Source organism: Selenomonas sp. oral taxon 126, assembly GCF_001683335.1.
Lineage (GTDB): Bacteria > Bacillota > Negativicutes > Selenomonadales > Selenomonadaceae > Centipeda.
On record NZ_CP016201.1, the window covers coordinates 2,061,790 to 2,079,991 of the forward strand.

Annotated in this window: 21 protein-coding genes; all 21 read left to right on the forward strand. The window is 58.2% G+C overall.

All coding sequences use genetic code 11. From position 1 onward, the window contains the following. The first annotated feature begins 11 nt into the window (after positions 1 to 11). Positions 12 to 782 (forward strand): Rossmann-like domain-containing protein, encoded by a 771-nt coding sequence (locus tag AXF19_RS09305; protein WP_066848043.1) that lies wholly within the window; start codon positions 12 to 14, stop codon positions 780 to 782. A 319-nt stretch (positions 783 to 1,101) separates the two neighbouring features. Then, positions 1,102 to 2,223: a tRNA guanosine(34) transglycosylase Tgt gene (tgt, locus tag AXF19_RS09310; protein ID WP_066848045.1), complete on the forward strand. Its 1,122-nt coding sequence runs from the start codon at positions 1,102 to 1,104 to the stop codon at positions 2,221 to 2,223. 20 nt (positions 2,224 to 2,243) lie between these two features. Further along, on the forward strand, positions 2,244 to 2,525 hold the full coding sequence (yajC, locus tag AXF19_RS09315; RefSeq protein ID WP_066848047.1) for a preprotein translocase subunit YajC: 282 nt from the start codon (positions 2,244 to 2,246) through the stop codon (positions 2,523 to 2,525). A gap of 9 nt (positions 2,526 to 2,534) precedes the next feature. Beyond that, on the forward strand, positions 2,535 to 3,158 hold the full coding sequence (locus AXF19_RS09320) for a 5-formyltetrahydrofolate cyclo-ligase (RefSeq protein WP_066848049.1): 624 nt from the start codon (positions 2,535 to 2,537) through the stop codon (positions 3,156 to 3,158). A gap of 13 nt (positions 3,159 to 3,171) precedes the next feature. Further along, positions 3,172 to 4,404 (forward strand): protein translocase subunit SecD, encoded by a 1,233-nt coding sequence (secD, locus tag AXF19_RS09325; protein WP_066850182.1) that lies wholly within the window; start codon positions 3,172 to 3,174, stop codon positions 4,402 to 4,404. Then, the gene (gene secF / locus AXF19_RS09330; RefSeq protein ID WP_066848051.1) at positions 4,397 to 5,314 is read left to right on the forward strand and encodes a protein translocase subunit SecF; all 918 of its coding nucleotides are present in this window, start codon (positions 4,397 to 4,399) and stop codon (positions 5,312 to 5,314) included. Before secD ends, secF begins: the two co-directional genes overlap by 8 nt. A 79-nt stretch (positions 5,315 to 5,393) precedes the next feature. Next, entirely contained in the window at positions 5,394 to 7,373 is a 1,980-nt protein-coding gene (gene recJ / locus AXF19_RS09335; RefSeq protein WP_066848053.1) for a single-stranded-DNA-specific exonuclease RecJ, read from the forward strand. After that, complete coding sequence (locus AXF19_RS09340; RefSeq protein ID WP_066848057.1) at positions 7,374 to 9,605, forward strand: RelA/SpoT family protein; 2,232 nt, start codon at positions 7,374 to 7,376, stop codon at positions 9,603 to 9,605. It begins immediately after the preceding gene. 152 nt (positions 9,606 to 9,757) lie between these two features. After that, positions 9,758 to 10,651, forward strand: coding sequence for an Rpn family recombination-promoting nuclease/putative transposase (locus tag AXF19_RS09345; RefSeq protein WP_216634931.1), 894 nt, complete (start codon positions 9,758 to 9,760; stop codon positions 10,649 to 10,651). A 166-nt stretch (positions 10,652 to 10,817) separates the two neighbouring features. After that, the gene (locus tag AXF19_RS09350; protein WP_066848061.1) at positions 10,818 to 11,468 is read left to right on the forward strand and encodes an HAD family hydrolase; all 651 of its coding nucleotides are present in this window, start codon (positions 10,818 to 10,820) and stop codon (positions 11,466 to 11,468) included. 28 nt (positions 11,469 to 11,496) lie between these two features. Next, on the forward strand, positions 11,497 to 11,748 hold the full coding sequence (locus tag AXF19_RS09355; RefSeq protein WP_066848066.1) for an IreB family regulatory phosphoprotein: 252 nt from the start codon (positions 11,497 to 11,499) through the stop codon (positions 11,746 to 11,748). Between the two features lie 8 nt (positions 11,749 to 11,756). Next, positions 11,757 to 12,170, forward strand: a complete 414-nt coding sequence (ruvX, locus tag AXF19_RS09360; RefSeq protein ID WP_066850188.1) for a Holliday junction resolvase RuvX — start codon at positions 11,757 to 11,759, stop codon at positions 12,168 to 12,170. Between the two features lie 17 nt (positions 12,171 to 12,187). Continuing rightward, positions 12,188 to 12,493: a DUF1292 domain-containing protein gene (locus tag AXF19_RS09365; protein WP_066848069.1), complete on the forward strand. Its 306-nt coding sequence runs from the start codon at positions 12,188 to 12,190 to the stop codon at positions 12,491 to 12,493. Positions 12,494 to 12,566: 73 nt separating this feature from the next. Next, positions 12,567 to 13,664: an endolytic transglycosylase MltG gene (gene mltG, locus AXF19_RS09370; RefSeq protein ID WP_066848072.1), complete on the forward strand. Its 1,098-nt coding sequence runs from the start codon at positions 12,567 to 12,569 to the stop codon at positions 13,662 to 13,664. 13 nt (positions 13,665 to 13,677) lie between these two features. Continuing rightward, positions 13,678 to 14,916 carry a peptidase U32 family protein gene (locus AXF19_RS09375; RefSeq protein WP_066848075.1) on the forward strand — a complete coding sequence of 413 codons (1,239 nt, stop codon included), beginning with the start codon at positions 13,678 to 13,680 and terminating at the stop codon, positions 14,914 to 14,916. Beyond that, complete coding sequence (locus tag AXF19_RS09380; RefSeq protein WP_066848078.1) at positions 14,913 to 15,194, forward strand: acylphosphatase; 282 nt, start codon at positions 14,913 to 14,915, stop codon at positions 15,192 to 15,194. The genes AXF19_RS09375 and AXF19_RS09380 overlap by 4 nt, the downstream gene beginning before the upstream one ends. Positions 15,195 to 15,203: 9 nt before the next feature. Further along, complete coding sequence (aroQ, locus tag AXF19_RS09385) at positions 15,204 to 15,647, forward strand: type II 3-dehydroquinate dehydratase (RefSeq protein ID WP_066848080.1); 444 nt, start codon at positions 15,204 to 15,206, stop codon at positions 15,645 to 15,647. Continuing rightward, positions 15,644 to 16,720, forward strand: a complete 1,077-nt coding sequence (locus tag AXF19_RS09390; RefSeq protein WP_066848083.1) for a M24 family metallopeptidase — start codon at positions 15,644 to 15,646, stop codon at positions 16,718 to 16,720. The genes aroQ and AXF19_RS09390 overlap by 4 nt, the downstream gene beginning before the upstream one ends. A 49-nt stretch (positions 16,721 to 16,769) precedes the next feature. Beyond that, on the forward strand, positions 16,770 to 17,327 hold the full coding sequence (gene efp, locus AXF19_RS09395; protein ID WP_006691635.1) for an elongation factor P: 558 nt from the start codon (positions 16,770 to 16,772) through the stop codon (positions 17,325 to 17,327). A gap of 12 nt (positions 17,328 to 17,339) precedes the next feature. Next, on the forward strand, positions 17,340 to 17,756 hold the full coding sequence (locus AXF19_RS09400; RefSeq protein WP_066848087.1) for an Asp23/Gls24 family envelope stress response protein: 417 nt from the start codon (positions 17,340 to 17,342) through the stop codon (positions 17,754 to 17,756). 27 nt (positions 17,757 to 17,783) lie between these two features. Beyond that, on the forward strand, positions 17,784 to 18,202 hold a 419-nt coding region (gene amaP / locus AXF19_RS13945; RefSeq protein ID WP_237141562.1), incomplete at its 3' end, for an alkaline shock response membrane anchor protein AmaP.

Below are 18,202 nucleotides of genomic sequence, written 5' to 3' on the forward strand. Positions count from 1 at the left end.
GAAGAAGCAACATGACGAAAGAAGAGTTGTTTGGACGGCTGCGCAGCCGCTTTGGCGAGGTCTTGCGGCGGTATCATATGGAGGATGATGCGGTCGACATTACTTGCCGCTCGCTGACACCGGAGGAGGCGATTGGCAGTCATACGAAGCGCATGGATTTCCCGATCCTGACGGGAAAGGATGTGATGATACAGGCGGAGTATCGGGGGTGCAAGGGGCAGGCGTTTACCGATGCGCCCGCAGAATATCATGGCAGGCTGAAGGATGTACTGACCATGGATCTGTGCGGTGATCGATATGCGCGAAGCCTCTTTCTGGCGACGCTCAATGCGGTCATGGGCGCAGTTGGTCTCTGTGTCGGAACCAGTCACTGCCGCAACGATGGCCCGGAACAATGCGCGATGGATATTCGCTCGTATCTGGATGAGTTCTATCCAAATGTCAAGCGCATCGGACAGGTGGGATTCCAGCCGGCGATGGTGGAGATGTTGGTGAACTCAAACTATGAGGTTCGCGTCATGGACTTGAATCCGCAGAACATCGGGCAGATCAAATACGGCATTCGGATCGAAAATGGTGCTGACCCGAAGGCAAAAGATGATATTGTCAAAAACTATGCTGATATTATCTTTTGTACGGGCAGTACGCTTGCCAATGGAACCATCGTGGACTATCTGGATGTTCAGCCGGAGGTTCATTTCTACGGCATAACGGCAGCGGGTGCTTGTGCCCTGCTAGGACTGAAGCGTCTTTGCTTTGCCCATCGGTATGAGGCATCATAAATCTCGCGTATCTCTTCGGGCAAAAAAGGGTGCGGCATGAAGGGGGATCCTCATGCAGCATCTATTTTTGTATGCGACGGGATAGGGAAGCACTGATAAATTCAGTCGCGCCATCTTGACGCATCTTTTTTGCCCGCTCAATACCTGCAAATCCTCCACATAGCTTTGGCTATGCGTCCGGTTTGCCTCCTCAATCGGACAGAAAAATCTACGCCAATCTGACGAACTTCATTTTATCAGCGATTCCCATGGATTTGTGTTTTGAAAATCTCTCGCTTTTGTGTTATGATACAGGGTGTTTTGAGATGGGAGGGCATGAGTGGCAGCGATAACATATGAGCTGATTCGCAAAGACGAGACGACGGGCGCACGTGCGGGCGTGATCCACACGCCGCACGGGAGCTTTCCGACGCCCATCTTCATGCCCGTGGGCACGCAGGCGACGGTCAAGGGCGTATCGCCTGACGAACTGCGTGAACTTGGTGCGGGCATCATCCTCAGCAATACCTATCATCTCTTTCTCCGCCCCGGAATGGAGCTCGTGCGCGAGGCGGGCGGGCTGCATCGGTTCATGCACTGGGACGGTGCAATCCTCACGGACAGCGGCGGCTTTCAGGTGTTCAGTCTTGGCGATCTGCGCAAGATCACGGAGGAGGGCGCGACGTTCCGCTCGCACATCGACGGCTCGAAGAAGTTTCTGTCGCCCGAGGTATCGATGGAGGTGCAGAAAGCACTCGGCTCGGATATTGTCATGGCGTTCGACGAGTGCATTCCGTATCCCGCCGACCACGACTATGCCAAGGCGTCCACGGAGCGCACGCAGCGCTGGCTCGTGCGGTGCAGGGATGCAATGGTGGATGCCGAGGGGCAGGGGCTCTTTGGCATTGTGCAGGGCGGCATGTACCGTGACCTGCGCGCATGGCATGCGGCGGAGATGACTGCACTCGATCTGCCGGGCTACGCGATCGGAGGTCTCAGCGTCGGCGAGCCGCACGAGCTGATGGAGGAGATTCTCTCCTATACGGTGGAGATCCTGCCGCAGGATAAGCCGCGCTACCTCATGGGGGTCGGCACGCCGGACTATCTCCTCACAGGTGTGCGGCACGGGATTGATATGTTCGACTGCGTCTTCCCGACGCGCGTTGCGCGCAACGGCATGGCAATGACGTGGACGGGACGCCTCGTGATGAAGAATGCCGTGCATACGCACGACCATACGGTGCTCGAGGAGGGCTGCGGCTGCTACACCTGCCGCAACGGCTATACACGGGCGTACATCCGTCACCTCGTGCGCGCGGAGGAGATCTTCGGGCTGAGACTCCTGACCCTGCACAATCTCTACTTCCTGCAGGAGTTCATGCGCCGCATGCGCGCGGCAATCATCGCGGGCACGTTCCCCGCATTTTATCAGGATTTTATGAATCACTATCATAAAAGATAATATTTGAAGGAGTTGTATTTATGGATGCAGAGTTGATGGCACAGCTGAGTTCGTGGGGACCCATTATCATATTGGTGCTCTTCTTCTATTTCCTCCTCTACCGCCCGCAGAAGCAGGCGCAGAAGAAACGTGATGCGATGCTTGCCGCGCTGAAAGTTGGCGATGAGATTATCACGCTCGGCGGGATGCACGGCAGGATCACGGCGATTGACGAGAAGACGGTGACGCTGCGCGCGGCGGACAACGTCAACATCGTCTTCGAGCGCTCGGCGATCAGCGCCGTGAATACGGAGCAGGAGTAAGGCTGCCGCATGGCAGCGGATATGACAGGCGAAAAAAAGGCGCTGCGGCGGGAAATGCTTGCCCGCCGCCGTGCATTTTCTGCACAGGAGCGCACTGCTCTGAGCGAAATGATCTGTGCGCGTGCGCTGGATTTCCCCGCCGTGAAAGCGGCGCGGACGATCATGCTCTACGCCGCCACAGCGGAGGAGATCGACCTCTATCCGCTGATGGAGCAGCTGCTGACAGAGGGGCGGCGCATCGCGCTTCCCGAGATTGTCGGGAGCGGCGTGATGGAGGCACGGGTACTGCCCGCGATGGATGCGCTGACTCCGGGGGCGTTCGGCATATTGACGCCGGATCCCGCGCGCGGGGATCGCATCTCGCCCGAGGAGATCGATGTCATCATCGTTCCTGGGGCGGCGTTCGACGCTGACGGCGGGCGGCTGGGACTCGGCGGCGGCTATTATGACCGCTTCCTGCCGCGTGCGCCGCGTGCTGTGCGCCTCGTTCTCGCCTACGATGTTCAAATTGTTCCGCATGTACCGATGGGCGCGCAGGATGTCCGCGTGGATGCGATCCTGAGCGAGCGGCGCACGATATTTTGTAAGTATATGGGAAATCACGGAGGTGTGAGGTCTTTTGAGACAACATAGTCTGTTGAAGCTGGTGATTACGGTTGTCGTCATCATCGGCGCGTTTTTTGCCCTCGTTCAGCCGCTTGCGAGTTCCATTCGGCAGGGGCTTGACCTGCAAGGGGGCACGCATGTCGTTCTGGAGGCGGTCGACACGGAGCAAGCGCAGGTCAATGACGATGCGATGAACCGCGTGGTCACCATCATGGAGAAGCGCGTCAACGCGCTCGGACTGACCGAGCCGATCATCCAGCGCGAGGGTGAGCGGCGTGTCATTATCGAGCTGCCGGGCATCAAGGATCCCGATGCGGCGATCCAGACCATCGGCAAGACGGCGATGCTCGAGTTTCGCGACGAAGAGGGGAATACGGTGCTGACGGGTACGGATCTGAAGGATGCACAGGCATCCACGAATCCGCAGTCGGGGCAGAACGTCGTCAACCTCGAATTCTCGGACGAGGGGGCGCAGAAATTTGCCGACCTCACGATGAAGAACGTCGGGCGCACGATTGCGATTCTCCTCGACGGCGAGGTACTGACCGCGCCGAACGTGCGGGAGCCGATCCTCGGCGGGCGTGCGGAGATCACGGGGCAGAAGACGCTCGAGGAGGCGCAGAACCTCGCGGTTGTCCTGCGCAGCGGTGCGCTGCCCGTGAAGGTCGAGATCATCGAGACGCGTACGGTTGGCCCGACGCTCGGACAGGACTCGAAGGACAAGTCCCAGTTTGCCTTTGTCATCGGACTCGGCGCCGTTGTCATCTTTATGATCTTCTTTTACCACCTCTCGGGCTTCATAGCGGACGTGGCGCTGATGGCGTATACCATCATGCTGCTTGGTATCCTCTATCTGATGGACGCAACGCTGACCCTGCCGGGCGTGGCGGGCATCATCCTCTCCATCGGCATGGCGGTTGACGCGAACGTCCTCATCTTCGAGCATTTCAAGGAGGAGTATCAGGTCAACCAGAAATCCCTGCGCCTTGCGATGGATGCGGGATTCTCGCGCGCGTTCACAACGATCTTTGACTCGAATGTCACGACGCTGATTGCGGCGGGTGTGCTCTTCTTCCTCGGAACGGGAACGATTCGCGGCTTTGCAATTACCCTTGGGGTCGGCACGATCCTCTCGATGTTTACGGCAATTACGCTGACGCAGTACATGCTGAAGCTCATGATTAACTCGAATCTGTCGAAAAATCCTGCGCTCTACGGTGCGAACGGCTTCATGCTCGGCGTAAAGAAGAAGGGGGATGAGAAGAATGCCTAAGTTCGATATTGCAGGCCATCGGAAAATCTGGTTTCTCATCTCGCTCGTCCTGATTATTCCGGGCTTTATCTGTATGGGTATGCGCGGCTTCAATTTCGGCATCGACTTCACGGGCGGTACGATCATGGATCTGCGCTTCGAGCAGCCTGTGACACTCTCCGATGTGCGCGCGAGCCTTGCAAAATACGATCTCGACGGGAGTACGATCCAGCTTGCGGGGGCGGAATCCGGCATCGAGTCCTCGGAGAACGTGATGATCCGCACGGTCGACCTCGAGGAGAATCAGCGCAAGGAGGTCATGGCGTCACTCACGCAGGATGTCGGCCCCTATACCGTGCTGCGCGAGGAGAAGGTCGGCGCGACCATTGGCGGCGAGCTGATTACGAATGCCGTGCTTGCGCTTGTGATCTCGTGGGCGCTCATCATTCTCTATGTCGCCTACCGCTTTGAGTGGCGCTTCGGCGTGTCGGCGGTGCTCGCGCTGATCCACGACATCATCATCGTGCTTGCCGTGTTCTCGTTGACCCAGCGGCAGATTGATTCGTCCTTTATCGCGGCTCTGCTCACGATCGTCGGCTATTCGATCAACGATACCATCGTGATCTTTGACCGCATCCGCGAGAATCTGAAGCTGCATTTCCGCCGCGGCGGCGATATCAACGAGCTTGTGAACCGCTCCATCTATCAGACGCTGACGCGTTCGCTCTACACGGTGTTCACGGTTCTGTTCACGACATTCGCGCTGTACTATTTCGGCGGCGAGACGACAAAGGATTTCGCATTCGCGCTCCTCGTCGGCTTTGCCAGCGGCTGCTACTCCTCCATCTTCATCGCGAGTCAGCTCTGGATTGAGCTGAAGAATCGCACGGAGCGGCGTCCTGCCGTAAAACCTGCGGTTGTGGAGGGATAAAGGGGAGAGCCTCAAGAGAGCCTGCTTTCGGGAGTTCCGGGACGGGCTCTTTTGCTATTGCATGGAAGGGGGGGAGAGTATGCTCAAGGAATGGATTGTGCGTGCAGAGACGGCGGGGGGCACCGCACTCGCGCGGGAGCTTGGGACGGCGCCCATCATCGGGCAGATTCTCTGGAATCGCGGTTTGCAGACGGCGGAGGCGGCGCGGGCATTTCTCCATCCGGAGGATGAGCCGTACTGCGATCCGTTTCTCATGATGGATATGGAGCGCGCCGCGCATCGTATCTTAGAGGCGATCCATGTGGGCGAGCAGATCGTCGTCTACGGCGACTACGATGTGGACGGGATGACCTCGACCACCCTCCTCATGAAGAATATCCGCGCGCTCGGCGGCATGGTTTCCTACTATATTCCGAATCGTTTTACGGAGGGGTATGGGCTCAACGGAGCAGCGCTCCGTCAGATTGCGGCGGAGGGCTGCGGTCTGCTCGTCACGGTGGACTGCGGCATCTCATCGGCGGATGTTGTGGCGCAGATGGACGGGGCGATGGACATCATCATCACCGATCACCATCTGCCGGGGGCGGTCCTGCCGCCCGCGTATGCCGTCATCAATCCGCACCGCGCAGACTGTCCCTACCCGTTCAAGGAACTGGCGGGCGTCGGCGTCGCCTTCAAACTCGTGCAGGCACTTTGGCAGCTCGAGGAAGAGCGGCTCTATGCCGACGATCTCGATATTGTCGCGCTCGGCACGGTTGCCGATCTCGTGCCGCTCGTCGGAGAGAATCGCAAGCTCGTTCAGGCGGGGCTCCTGCGCATGACGGAGCGTTCCTCTCCGGGCATCGCGGCGCTTGTGCGTGTCTCGGGCTGTGAGGGCAAGGCAATCAATACGGGCATTGTCGGCTTCCAGCTTGCGCCGCGTCTGAATGCGGCGGGGCGCATCGAGACGGCGCGGCGCGGCGTGGAGCTCCTCACCGCCGAGGATGCGCATGCGGCAGATCGCATTGCGGCGGAGCTGAACGCGCTGAACACGGAGCGCCGCGATCTCGAGCAGGATATCCTGACGGAAGCGGAGTCGATGCTCGGGGGCTTTACACCCGATGTACCTGCGATTGTAGTCGCCGGTGAGGACTGGAATGCGGGCGTGATCGGCATCGTCGCCTCACGTCTGGTCGAGAAATACTACCGCCCGAGCATTGTGCTGACGCGGCAGGGCGATGTATACAAGGGCTCTTGCCGCAGCATCGCAGGACTCCATATGTATGACGCACTCGCCGCGTGCAGGGACACGCTCATCCAATTCGGTGGTCATGCGATGGCGGCGGGGCTGACACTTGAATGCAATCGCTTGGAGGACTTTCGCTGTGCGTTCGCGAATTATGTAAATACGCATTTAAACTACGAAGACTTCACGCCGAAAATCTCCATCGAGGCGCTGGTCGCACCTGCAGATTGGACGATTCCGATGGTGGAGGAGATCGCCCTGCTCGAGCCGTACGGCATGGGCAACCCGCGCCCGATCTTCGGCGTGCGGGACGTGCGTCCGCGCACGGCAACGGCAATCGGGGCGGACGGGAAGCATCTGCGCATGGAGGTCGGCACGCGGGAGAAGCGCGTTGCGGCGCTCTACTGGAACTATGGGGAGCTCGCGGAGCTCGTGACCGAGGAGGCGAGCGACCTCGCCTATACGCCGAGCATCAACGAGTGGCAGGGCATGCGGTCGGTGCAGTGCATGGCGGATTCCATCATGCCCGCCGCGCATGAGCGCATCTTTCCGGATCGCGGGATTCTGAAGGCCGTCTATGCATTTCTCAGAGAACTCGGCGGAGCGGATGGGCACATTCCGTACAGCACAGTCGCGCTCACGCGGCGATTTTCGCGCAAGATGGGGCATATCTCGCGCTATACGATGGATTGCGCGCTTTGCATTTTTCGTGAACTCGGGCTGCTTGTGCCTCGGGAACAGGGCGGATGGCATTTCATCCCGCCGGAGGGCAGGCTCGAGCTCATGGATGCGCCGACATTCCGTCGGCATGAGGAAAGAAAGGGTGACATGTAGATGTCAGATGATGCACAGAGGGCTGTCACCCTCGATATGATCTTGGACAAGGTGCACTCCTATCAGGCGGACGCCGATCTCGATAAGATCCGAAAGGCGTATGCCTATGCGGAGAAGGCGCACCGTGGGCAGGTGCGCATCTCGGGCGACGCCTACATTATCCATCCGCTCAATGTCGCCTACATTCTCACGGGACTTCACCTCGATGACGAGACGATCTGCGCCGCACTCCTGCACGATGTGGTGGAGGACACCTGTGCGACGCTCGAGGAGATGGAAGCGGAGTTCGGCAAGAACATCATGGCGCTCATCGACGGCGTGACGAAGCTAGGGCGCATCGAGTATATGTCAAAGGAGGACGTCCAGCTCGAGAACTACCGCAAGATGTTCCTCGCGATGGCAAAGGACATCCGCGTCATCATGATAAAGCTCGCCGACCGCCTGCACAATATGCGCACGCTCAAATACATGCGCGAGGACAAACGTCACCGCATTGCCAAGGAGACGCTTGAGGTCTATGCACCGCTCGCGAATCGTCTCGGCATTTCCAATATCAAGGTGGAGCTCGAGGATCTCTGCCTGCGCTACCTCGAACCGGAGGCGTACTACAGCCTCGTTGAGGAGGTCAAGCACAAGCGGAAGGAGCGGCAGGAATTCATCCGCGAATCCATCGAGCAGATTCGCGAGAAGCTCGAGGCGGCGGGAATCAAAGCGGAGATCAAGGGGCGCGCGAAGCATTTTTACAGCATCTACCGCAAGATGAAGCGCGACAACAAGAGCGTCAACGAGATCTATGACCTCTCGGCGGTGCGCGTCCTCGTCTCCTCTGTCAAGGACTGTTACGGCGTGCTCGGCGTCATCCATGCGATGTGGAAGCCCATCCCGGGCAGGTTCAAGGACTACATCGCGATGCCGAAGTCGAACGGCTACCAGTCGCTGCATACGACCGTCATGACGCACGGCTATCCGCTCGAGATTCAGATTCGCACGAAGGCGATGCACCAAGTCTCCGAGTTCGGCGTCGCCGCGCATTGGAAATACAAGGAGGCGGGGCGGAGCATCGGCGCGACCGACGAGAACGATCAGAAAATGTCGTGGCTGCGCCAGATGGTGAGCCTGCAAAAGGAATACGACGACCCGAAGGAATTCTTCGAGGCGCTGAAACTCGACGTGTTCTCCGACGAGGTCTTTGTCTTTACGCCGCGCGGCGATGTCATCGACCTGCCAAAGGGATCGAACCCGATCGACTTCGCCTATCACATCCACACGGAGATCGGGCATCACTGCGTCGGTGCGAAGGTCAACGGGAAGATCGTGCCGCTCGAGTACAAACTCAAAAACGGCGACATCGTGTCGATTGTCACGAACAAGGCAAGCAACGGGCCGAGCCCGGACTGGCTGAACACAGTTGCCTCCTCGGCGACGCGCAGCAAGATCCGCGCGTGGTTCAAGAAGGAGAACCGCGAGGAGAATGTCGAGCGCGGCATGAACCTCATCCGCGACGAGGCGAAGCGTCTCGGCTACGCGCCGAAGGAGCTGATCGCGGGCGGACGGCTCGGCAAGGTCGCGGAGAAGCTCAACGTGCAGAGCGAGGACGATCTCCTCGCCGCGCTCGGCTACGGCGGCGTAACCCTGCGCGGTGTCATGACGAAGCTCATCGAGCTGCACCAGCAGTCCATCAAGGACAGCACGCCGCCCGAAGTCTCGCAGATGCTCTCCGAGCTCAAGGCTCCGCGCAGGGGCAAGCGCAAGAAGGCGAGCCACGGCGTCCTCGTCGAGGGCGAGGGCGGCTATCTCGTGCGCCTCGCACGTTGCTGCAACCCGATCCCGGGCGATCCCATCACGGGCTACATCACGCGCGGGCGCGGCGTCTCCGTGCATCGCTCCGACTGTCCGAACGTGCTCAACGATACCGAGTTCACACGTGTGATCGAGGTGAGCTGGGACATCGGACTCGACAAGGAATACACCGTCGGCATCGAGATCATCTGCAACGACCGCAACGGCATGCTCTCGGAGATCCTCGCCGTGCCCGCCGAGATGAAGGTCAACATCCACACGGTCAACGCGACACCGAACCGCCGCAACAAGACCTCGACCGTCCTGCTTGGGCTGAACGTCAGCAACATCGACCAGATCACGCAGGTCATGACGCGCGTCCGCCTGCTCAAGGACGTCTACCGCGTCACGCGCACGCTAGGCAGCGCGGGGATCCCGGGCGGAGATGCATAATTTTATACTAAAACGGAGTCATTGCCCACACGGGCGGTGGCTTTTTTTATTTGACCGAGGAGCGTAAATTTTCTATAATGAGAATAAAGATCGTAGATTATAGAAAGGATTCAGTCATGCGAACGAGAGATTTTAATGCACTGAATGATCTGTTGTTTAAATTCGTCTTTGGGCATAAAGAGGATAAGGAAATCACGCTCTCGTTTATTAACGCTGTTCTCGGACTGGAGGGCGAGCGTGCATTTGTCGATCTGCACTTTGCGGATCGCGAGATCGATCCCGAGGAGGAAAGCGGCAAGGGTTCGACGCTGGATCTGCTGTGCATGACGAACGATGAAACACAGATCAACATCGAGGTGCAGGTACAGAATCGGCAGAACATGGGACAGAGGAGTCTCTACTATTGGGCAAAGCTCTACCAGAGTACGCTCGGGCGCGGTGAGAACTACGAGAATCTACGGCGAACAGTGGCGATCAATCTGCTCGGGTACGAATATCTGCCGCTCGCGGGATTTCACCATATGTACGGGCTTTATGACAAGACATGTATGCACCGCTTGACCGAGGATATCGAGATACATTTTTTGGAATTGCCGAAGGTCACAAGACAGGACATACGGCGCATGCGGACACTGGATAAGTGGATGGCGTTTATCAGGAATGATCTAAGTGATGAGGAAATGGAGGCGATCGCGATGAGTGATGCGGCAATCAACACAGCATGGGATAGGATCGAGGCGTTCATGCGGGATGCGGGACAGAGGAGGAAATACGAACGGCGCGAGAAGTATGAGCATGACTATGTGAGCGATATGGAAGGCTCATGGAAACGTGGGAGGATGGAGGGGGTAAAACAGGGGCGAAGCGAAGGGCGTCGTGAAGGACGTGCTGAAGGTCGAGCCGAAGGTCGTCAGCTCGGAATTGCCCATATAGCGATGAATCTGCTTCGTGCAGGAACACCTATTGCAACAGTAGCACAGATGGCAGAACTGCCGGAAGAGATCATTCGAAAGATGGCAGAGGAGCACGGAATTCAGATTTCGTAAAGGGATTATCCTGTGAAAAAAGGAGGCGCTCATATGAATTGGGCCTTCTAAGCAGCTTCATCCAGATACAAAAGCGCTTCTATATGAAGCGCCTTTTCTTTTTTTGCGTTTTGTGGTAATATCAACCATGTAAATTTGCGCATGATAATCATCTGTGGGGGTATTCATGAAAAAGGGCGCGATCTTTGATATGGACGGGCTGCTCTTCGATACGGAGACACTGTATCAGAGAGCATGGACGATCATTGCCGACGAGTTCGGTGTCGAACGCAAACCGGAGTTGGGTACGGCGTGTTGCGGAACCTGCGGCGAGCTGACCGTGCGTCTGGTGCATGAGTGCCATCCAACAGTGGATCCGGAGGCATATATCCGCCGCGTCATCGAATACGTGCGCGATGAGGCGGCGAAGAATCTGCCCGTTATGGAGGGAGCACGCGAAATCCTTCGATACTTTCACGAGCATGGTGTACGGATTGCAACGGCGAGCAGCACGGCAGTCAAGCTGATCGAAGAGAATCTTGCAAAGAGCGGGCTGCGTGATTATTTCGATGCGGTGGTTGGCGGCGATCTTGTGGCGAACGGCAAGCCTGCACCGGACATCTTTCTCCTTGCGGCGGAGCGCATCGGCATTCCTCCTGCGGACTGCTATGTCTTCGAGGATGGCTACAACGGACTGCGCGGGGCTGCTACGGCGGGCTGCGCACCCGTGATGATCCCCGACACACTGCCGCCGACGGATGAGATGCACGCGATATGCACGGGGATTTATCCGAGTCTGCGTGCTGCACTGGATGCCATCCGACAGGGGGCACTCTAGGGAGAAACTCCCAAACGAGGTGATTTACATGGATAATCAGAAAACAATGATGTTCTCCTTCGGCGAGGATAAGCCGAAGGCGGATGTCGTCATACGCGAGGCAGCTGCCGCAATGCGGGAGAAGGGCTACAACCCCATCAATCAGCTGGTCGGCTACCTGCTCTCGGGAGACCCTGCCTATGTGACGAGCCACAAGGAGGCGCGGAGCAAAATTCGCAGCCTTGAACGCGACGATCTGCTCGACGAACTCGTGCGCTTCTATCTGGAGCACGAGAAGTGAAGCGCTACATGTCGCTCGATATCGGCGACGCGACCATCGGGGTTGCGGTCAGCGATCTGCTTGGACTCACGGCGCAGGGCGTCGAGACCATCCGCCGCACGGAGCTTTCTGCCGATCTGGATCGTCTCGGCGTGCTCGCGGAGGAGTATGAGGTTGCCGCATTCGTCGCGGGACTGCCGAAGCATATGAACGGGGACGAAGGCGAACGCTGCGAGATTGTGCGCGCCTTTATGGCGAATGTGGCGGAGCGTTTTCCAACGCTCGAAATCCACTACTGGGACGAACGGCTCTCGACAGTTGCTGCCTCGCGTGCGCTCATCGAGGGCGATGTCTCGCGCAAGAAGCGGCGCAAGGTCATCGACAAGATGGCGGCGGTCTACATATTGCAGGGCTTTTTGGATCGGCAGCAGCATTTGAAATGAGTATAAGGAGTACGAAAATGGCAGAACATGAAGAGCTTCACGATGAGGATGTCATCGTTGTCATGACGAATGAGGACGGCGATGAGCGTTACTATCGTGAGGAGATGATTATTCCGATCGGAGAGGATCGCTTTGCCGTGCTGATTGCGCTTACTGCCTCCTCGGAGGAGGAACTTGCGCACGCCGAGGAGGGCGACGAGGCGACAATCGCCAAGATTGTCACGGACGACGATGGTGAGGACATCTACACCGACCCGACGGATGAGGAGTTCGACGAGGTGCGCCGTGCCTATGAAGAGATGTTGGAAGAAGAGGAAGAATAGAGAAGGAGGCTGTCATCATGGGAAGATGACAGCCTTTTATTAGGGAATTTGGACATAGAGAGGGAGGATTCGGTTGAAGGAGTCATTGCAGGGGATATTGGACTTCTTGAACAACGATGGTCTGAAAAAGGCGATGAGCGCTGTCTATCGCGGGAAGGGGACGCCGCTCCAGAAAAAAATTGTATTCGGGATTCCGGCGCTGGCACTTTTGCTCCTTCTGATTGTTGTGCTCGTCATCATACCATTGTCGGAGTCGCCCTCCTATACAGGGGAGCGGGGGACGACGGTTTACTTTACGGTGCGCCCGGGCATGAGCGTGAGCGAGATCGGCAAGGAACTGCATGAGCGCGGGATCATCGACAGCGAGACAAAGTTCTGGTGGACGGCGAAGCTGAACGGTTTCGAGAACAAGGTCAAGAGCGGCACGTTCGAGATGCATACGGGCATGGAGCCGCGCGATGCGCTTGAGACGCTGGTCTACGGCAATACGGTTGTGCTCCGCTTTGTGATCCCCGAGGGATTCAGTGTGCGTGAGATCGCCGAGCGGCTTGCCGCTGACGGACTGGTCAATGCGGATGACTTTATGGCGCGTGCGAAAGACTATCGTCCCTATCCCTATGTCGAGGAACATGAGGATGTGCGCTATGCGGTGGAGGGCTTCCTTTTCCCCGATACCTATGAGATCAACGGGGAGTTTGATGATGCGCGCATTATGGAGATGATGGCGGCGAATTTCGACCGCCGCCTGACAAAGGATATGCGCGACCGCGCAAAGGAGATGAATCTTTCCATCTATGAGCTCGTGACGCTCGCCTCGCTCGTGGAGAAGGAGGCATATCACGAGGAGGATCGCCCGATCATCGCGCAGATTTTCCTCAAGCGTCTGCGAATTGGCATGCCGTTGCAGGCGGATCCGACGGTACAGTATCTGCTGAACGAACCAAAGGAAGATCTGCTGTATAAGGATACGGAGATTGAGTCGCCGTACAACACCTATCAGAATGTCGGGCTACCGCCGGGACCGATTGCGAGTCCCGGGACGGCATCGCTGAACGCCGTGCTGCATCCTGCGGACACGGATTATCTGTACTTTGTCGCCGATCGCAACGGCAACAATTACTATGCAACGAATTATGCGGATCATCTCGTGCTGGTCGATCAGGCGCGCTGACGGAGGCTGATGAATGAAGAAACCTGAGCTGCTCGCGCCCGCAGGGACGATGGAGAAGCTGCAGATGGCGCTCGCCTACGGCGCGGATGCGGCGTATCTCGGCGGCACGCAGTTCGGGCTGCGCGCGTTTGGCGGAAATTTCACGAACGATGAGATACGGGCTGCCGTGCAGCTGGCACACGGTATGGGGCGAAAAGTCTATGTGACGGTCAATGTATTCCCGCACAATGACGATCTCGTGTCACTGCCGGACTATCTGCGCTTTCTCGCGGAGGCTGGGGTGAACGCAGTACTCGTCGCCGATCTCGGCGTGTTCATGTGCGCGCGTGAGGTTGCACCTGCGCTGCCCGTACACATCAGCACGCAGGCAAACAATGTGAACTGGCGCACGGTGCGTGCGTGGCAGGAGCTCGGTGCAGCGCGCGTCGTGCTCGCACGCGAACTCTCGCGCGAGGAGATACGGGAGATTCGGCGGCAGACGGATGTGGAGTTGGAACTCTTTGTGCACGGTGCGATGTGCATTTCCTACTCAGGGCGCTGTCTCCTTAGCAGCTATTTCACGGGGCGCGATGCGAACCGCGGCGGATGCGCGCAGTCCTGCCGATGGAAATACGCCCTCGTGGAGAAGTCGCGTCCCGGAGAGTACTATCCCATCGCGGAGGATGAGCGCGGCACGTACATCATGAACTCGAAGGATCTCTGCCTCCTGCCGTATCTGGATGAGGTCGTCGCCTCGGGTATCGACAGCCTGAAGATCGAGGGGCGCATGAAGAGCGTCCACTATGTCGCGAGTGTGGTCAAGGCATACCGCATGGCGCTCGATGCTGCGTGTGCGGGTACCCCCTATGAAGTGCGGGCGGAGTGGACGGAGGAGCTTGGAAAGGTCTCGCACCGCGCCTATACGACGGGATTTTTCTTTGGCAAGACAACAGAGGAGGATCAGATCTACGGATCGTCCTCCTATGAGCAGACCTCGGACTTCGTGGGACTGGTGCATTCCTACGATGCAGAGAGCGGGCTTGCGACCGTGGAGCAGCGCAACAACATGAAGCTGGGGCAGGAGATCGAGATCTTTCAGCCGAGAGGAGCATCCTTTCGGCAGGAACTGAGAGAGATGTGGGATGCGGACGGGCAGCCGATCACGGCGGCGCCGCATCCGCAGCAGATCGTCCGCATACGGATGGCGCAGGCAGTCGAGCCAAGCAGTATTCTGCGCCGCGATGTCCAAGTGAAGAAGGAGGAAGTGCGATGAGCGATGTGATTCGCCGCTATGCGTGCGCTGCGGGGCGCGTGCAGGGCGTAGGATTCCGTATGTTCGTCCGCCAGCAGGCTGTGATGAACGACATCACGGGCTGGGTGATGAACATGTCCGACGGTACGGTGACGATGGAGCTGCAAGGAGCGGCATCTGCCGTCGAGGCGGCGTTTGCTGCAATGCGTGCGGGGAATTATTTCATCCGCGTGGAGCGGCTGGACATCGAGGAGCGTGAGCCCGTGGACGGCGAGCGTGACTTTTCCATCAAGTATTAGGAGCTGCTCATGGGTAAAATACTCGTAATGAATGGGCCGAATCTCAATCTGCTCGGCACGCGTGAGCCCGAGATTTATGGTTCTCTAACACTTGCGGATATCCACGAGCGTCTGCGTCAACGTGCCAATGAGGCAGATCTGGATATCGAATTCATGCAGTCGAATCACGAGGGCGTGCTTGTGGATGCAATTCAGCGTGCACGCAGGACGGTGGACTACATCATCCTGAATGCAGGTGCGTTCACGCACTACAGCATTGCCCTCCGCGATGCGATTGCGGCGGTTGAGGTGCCCGTCATCGAGGTACATCTCTCGAACATCCATCAGCGTGAGGAGTTTCGCCACAAATCTGTGATCGCTCCCGTCGTGCTCGGGCAGATTGCAGGGTTTGGTGCGGAGAGCTATATGGCGGCACTTGAGATCATTATCTGCCGCATGGGAGGCGCGCGATGAACATAGAGGCTCGCATAGCGCGTCTGCGCGCGCTGCTTGCGGAGAAGATCGTGGACGCCGTTCTCATCACAAAAGAGGAAAATGTCCACTACTTCAGCGGATTTCATGGGGATTCGACGGTGCTCCTCGTGACGCATGAACGCCTTCTGCTCGTTACGGACAGCCGCTATACGGAGCAGGCGGCGGTAGAGGCGTCCGACTATGAGATTGTGGAGCAGAGGGACGGACTGTATCGAAAGGTCGCGGAGCTTGCGGAAGATGCGGGCGTTGTTGCGCTCGGCTTCGAGGGCAATGCGCTTGTCTACGATACGGTCGTCAAGCTGCGCGAGCTGCTCGGCGAGATTTCTCTCGACACCGCACTGAACCTCGACCCTCTGCGGCAGGTCAAGGATGCGGATGAGATTGCGCTCATCCGCCGCGCGTGCAGGATTGCGGACGAGGGCTTTGCCCACATCATCTCGTACATTCAGCCGGGCATGACGGAGATGGAGGTTGCAGCGGAGCTGGAGCATTTCATGCGGCGCGCGGGCTCGGAGCGCCCTGCCTTTCAGACGATCATCGCCTCGGGCGTGCGCGGGAGTCTGCCGCACGGCACGGCGAGCGACAAGGTCATCGTGCGCGGCGAACTCGTGACGATGGACTTCGGCGCGGTCTGTGGGGGGTACCACTCGGACATCACGCGCACAATCTCGGTCGGGCGCGCGGATGCACGACAGCGCGAGCTCTATGATATTGTTCTCACGGCACAGCAACGCGCATTGGCAGCACTGCACCCCGGCGTGACGGGCATCGAGGTCGACCGTGTGGCGCGCGATTATTTCGCGGAGCACAATCTCAATCAGTATTTCGGGCACGGGCTTGGGCACAGTCTCGGACTTGAGATCCACGAGGAGCCGCGCCTATCGAAGGCGGGGACGACTGTCCTGCGGGAGAATATGCTCATCACGGACGAGCCGGGCGTCTACATCCCGAGCTGGGGCGGCATCCGCATCGAGGACACCGTCCTCATCACGGCGGACGGTGCGGAGCCGCTGACGCACGCGCCAAAAGAATTTATTGAAATCTGCATATAAAAACTGTATAATATGTAGAGATATTGTATTGTATGGAGGAACGAATAATATGATTAACAGCACCGATTTCCGCACCGGCCTCACCATTGAATACGATGGGGGCGTCTGGCAGATTGTCGATTTCCAGCACGTGAAGCCGGGAAAGGGTGCCGCGTTCGTCCGTACGAAGATCAAGAATGTTGAAACCGGCGCCGTGGTTGAGCGCACGTTCAACCCGAACGAGAAGATGCCCGCAGCGCATCTTGAGACGCACACGATGCAGTTCCTCTACGAGGCGGACGGCGTCTACACGTTCATGAACACGGAGACCTATGAGCAGTCCGAGCTCTCGCGTGAGCAGCTCGGCGATGCGCTGAACTACCTCATGGAGAACATGGAGGTTGCAATGCAGCAGTTCAAGGGGCGCATCATCGGCATTCAGTTGCCGAACTCCGTGAGCCTCAAGGTCGTTGAGTGCGAGCCGAGCGTCAAGGGCAACACGGCGACGGGCGCAACGAAGATGGCAAAGGTCGAGACGGGCTACGAGGTGCGCGTGCCGCTCTTCATCAATGAGGGCGATGTGCTCCGCATTGATACGCGTACGGGCAACTACATCGAGCGCGCGTAATATTCCTTTCGAATGGAGGATATGAAAATGGACAACGAGAAGAACGCAGTCAAGAAGGAAACAGGGCTGGGCACGATCCGCGTTGCGGATGAGGTCGTCAGCATCATCGCAGGGCTCGCCACGACGGAGGTCGAGGGCGTTGCGGGCATGAGCGGCGGTATTGCCGGCGGCATTGCGGAGATCCTTGGGCGCAAGAATTTTTCCAAGGGTGTCAAGGTCGAGGTGGGCGAGAAGGAAGCCGCCATCGATCTTTACATCATTGTGAAATATGGCATCCGCATCCCCGAGGTTGCACTTGCAGCGCAGGAGAATGTCAAGCGTGCAATCGAGACAATGACGGGGCTCTCCGTGATCGAGGTCAACGTGCACGTGCAGGGCGTCGGCTTCCCCGAGGAGGAGCCGAAGATTGAGGAAACGCGTGTACGCTGAATGCGGACGTGAGTGAGGGGCTATGCGATGGGAATTATAAATCGTCTGCTGCTCCTGCCCTATGTACTCGTTACGATGGCGCTGTCCGTTGCAGTTGTCGCAGTGGCACTGCGCATCGTGCCGGAGAGCGTATGGCTGAATGAACTGCGCTATGCGCTGTCCCGTCAGGAACTCTTGGCGGTATGCGGCGTCTTCTTCCTCGTCAGCCTCAAGCTGTTCTTTGCGGTCTTTTCGAGAACGTCGACCTCTGCACGGACGCACGGCGAATTCATGGTCGTGGATACGAAGGCAGGGGCAGTTCAGGTCGCTCTGTCTGCCGTACGCGGCATTGTGGAGCGCGTGGCGCTCTCCATGCAGGGCGTTCGGACGGCGACGGCTGTGATCTCTGTGCATGATGCACCGAAGGACGCTGTGGGGACGCCCATGCAGGTGGAGCTCAAGATCAC

Bases quoted from the DNA above. Each gene is read 5' to 3' on its own strand.
- aroQ (WP_066848080.1), top strand. From the start codon at position 15,204: ATGGGTAAAATACTCGTAATGAATGGGCCGAATCTCAATCTGCTCGGC.
- AXF19_RS09390 (WP_066848083.1), top strand. From the start codon at position 15,644: ATGAACATAGAGGCTCGCATAGCGCGTCTGCGCGCGCTGCTTGCGGAG.
- ruvX (WP_066850188.1), top strand. From the start codon at position 11,757: ATGTCGCTCGATATCGGCGACGCGACCATCGGGGTTGCGGTCAGCGAT.
- AXF19_RS09355 (WP_066848066.1), top strand. From the start codon at position 11,497: ATGGATAATCAGAAAACAATGATGTTCTCCTTCGGCGAGGATAAGCCG.
- AXF19_RS09400 (WP_066848087.1), top strand. From the start codon at position 17,340: ATGGAGGATATGAAAATGGACAACGAGAAGAACGCAGTCAAGAAGGAA.
- efp (WP_006691635.1), top strand. From the start codon at position 16,770: ATGATTAACAGCACCGATTTCCGCACCGGCCTCACCATTGAATACGAT.
- secF (WP_066848051.1), top strand. From the start codon at position 4,397: ATGCCTAAGTTCGATATTGCAGGCCATCGGAAAATCTGGTTTCTCATC.
- recJ (WP_066848053.1), top strand. From the start codon at position 5,394: ATGCTCAAGGAATGGATTGTGCGTGCAGAGACGGCGGGGGGCACCGCA.
- AXF19_RS09350 (WP_066848061.1), top strand. From the start codon at position 10,818: ATGAAAAAGGGCGCGATCTTTGATATGGACGGGCTGCTCTTCGATACG.
- AXF19_RS09340 (WP_066848057.1), top strand. From the start codon at position 7,374: ATGTCAGATGATGCACAGAGGGCTGTCACCCTCGATATGATCTTGGAC.
- AXF19_RS09365 (WP_066848069.1), top strand. From the start codon at position 12,188: ATGGCAGAACATGAAGAGCTTCACGATGAGGATGTCATCGTTGTCATG.
- AXF19_RS09305 (WP_066848043.1), top strand. From the start codon at position 12: ATGACGAAAGAAGAGTTGTTTGGACGGCTGCGCAGCCGCTTTGGCGAG.
- AXF19_RS09380 (WP_066848078.1), top strand. From the start codon at position 14,913: ATGAGCGATGTGATTCGCCGCTATGCGTGCGCTGCGGGGCGCGTGCAG.
- AXF19_RS09320 (WP_066848049.1), top strand. From the start codon at position 2,535: ATGGCAGCGGATATGACAGGCGAAAAAAAGGCGCTGCGGCGGGAAATG.
- AXF19_RS09375 (WP_066848075.1), top strand. From the start codon at position 13,678: ATGAAGAAACCTGAGCTGCTCGCGCCCGCAGGGACGATGGAGAAGCTG.
- yajC (WP_066848047.1), top strand. From the start codon at position 2,244: ATGGATGCAGAGTTGATGGCACAGCTGAGTTCGTGGGGACCCATTATC.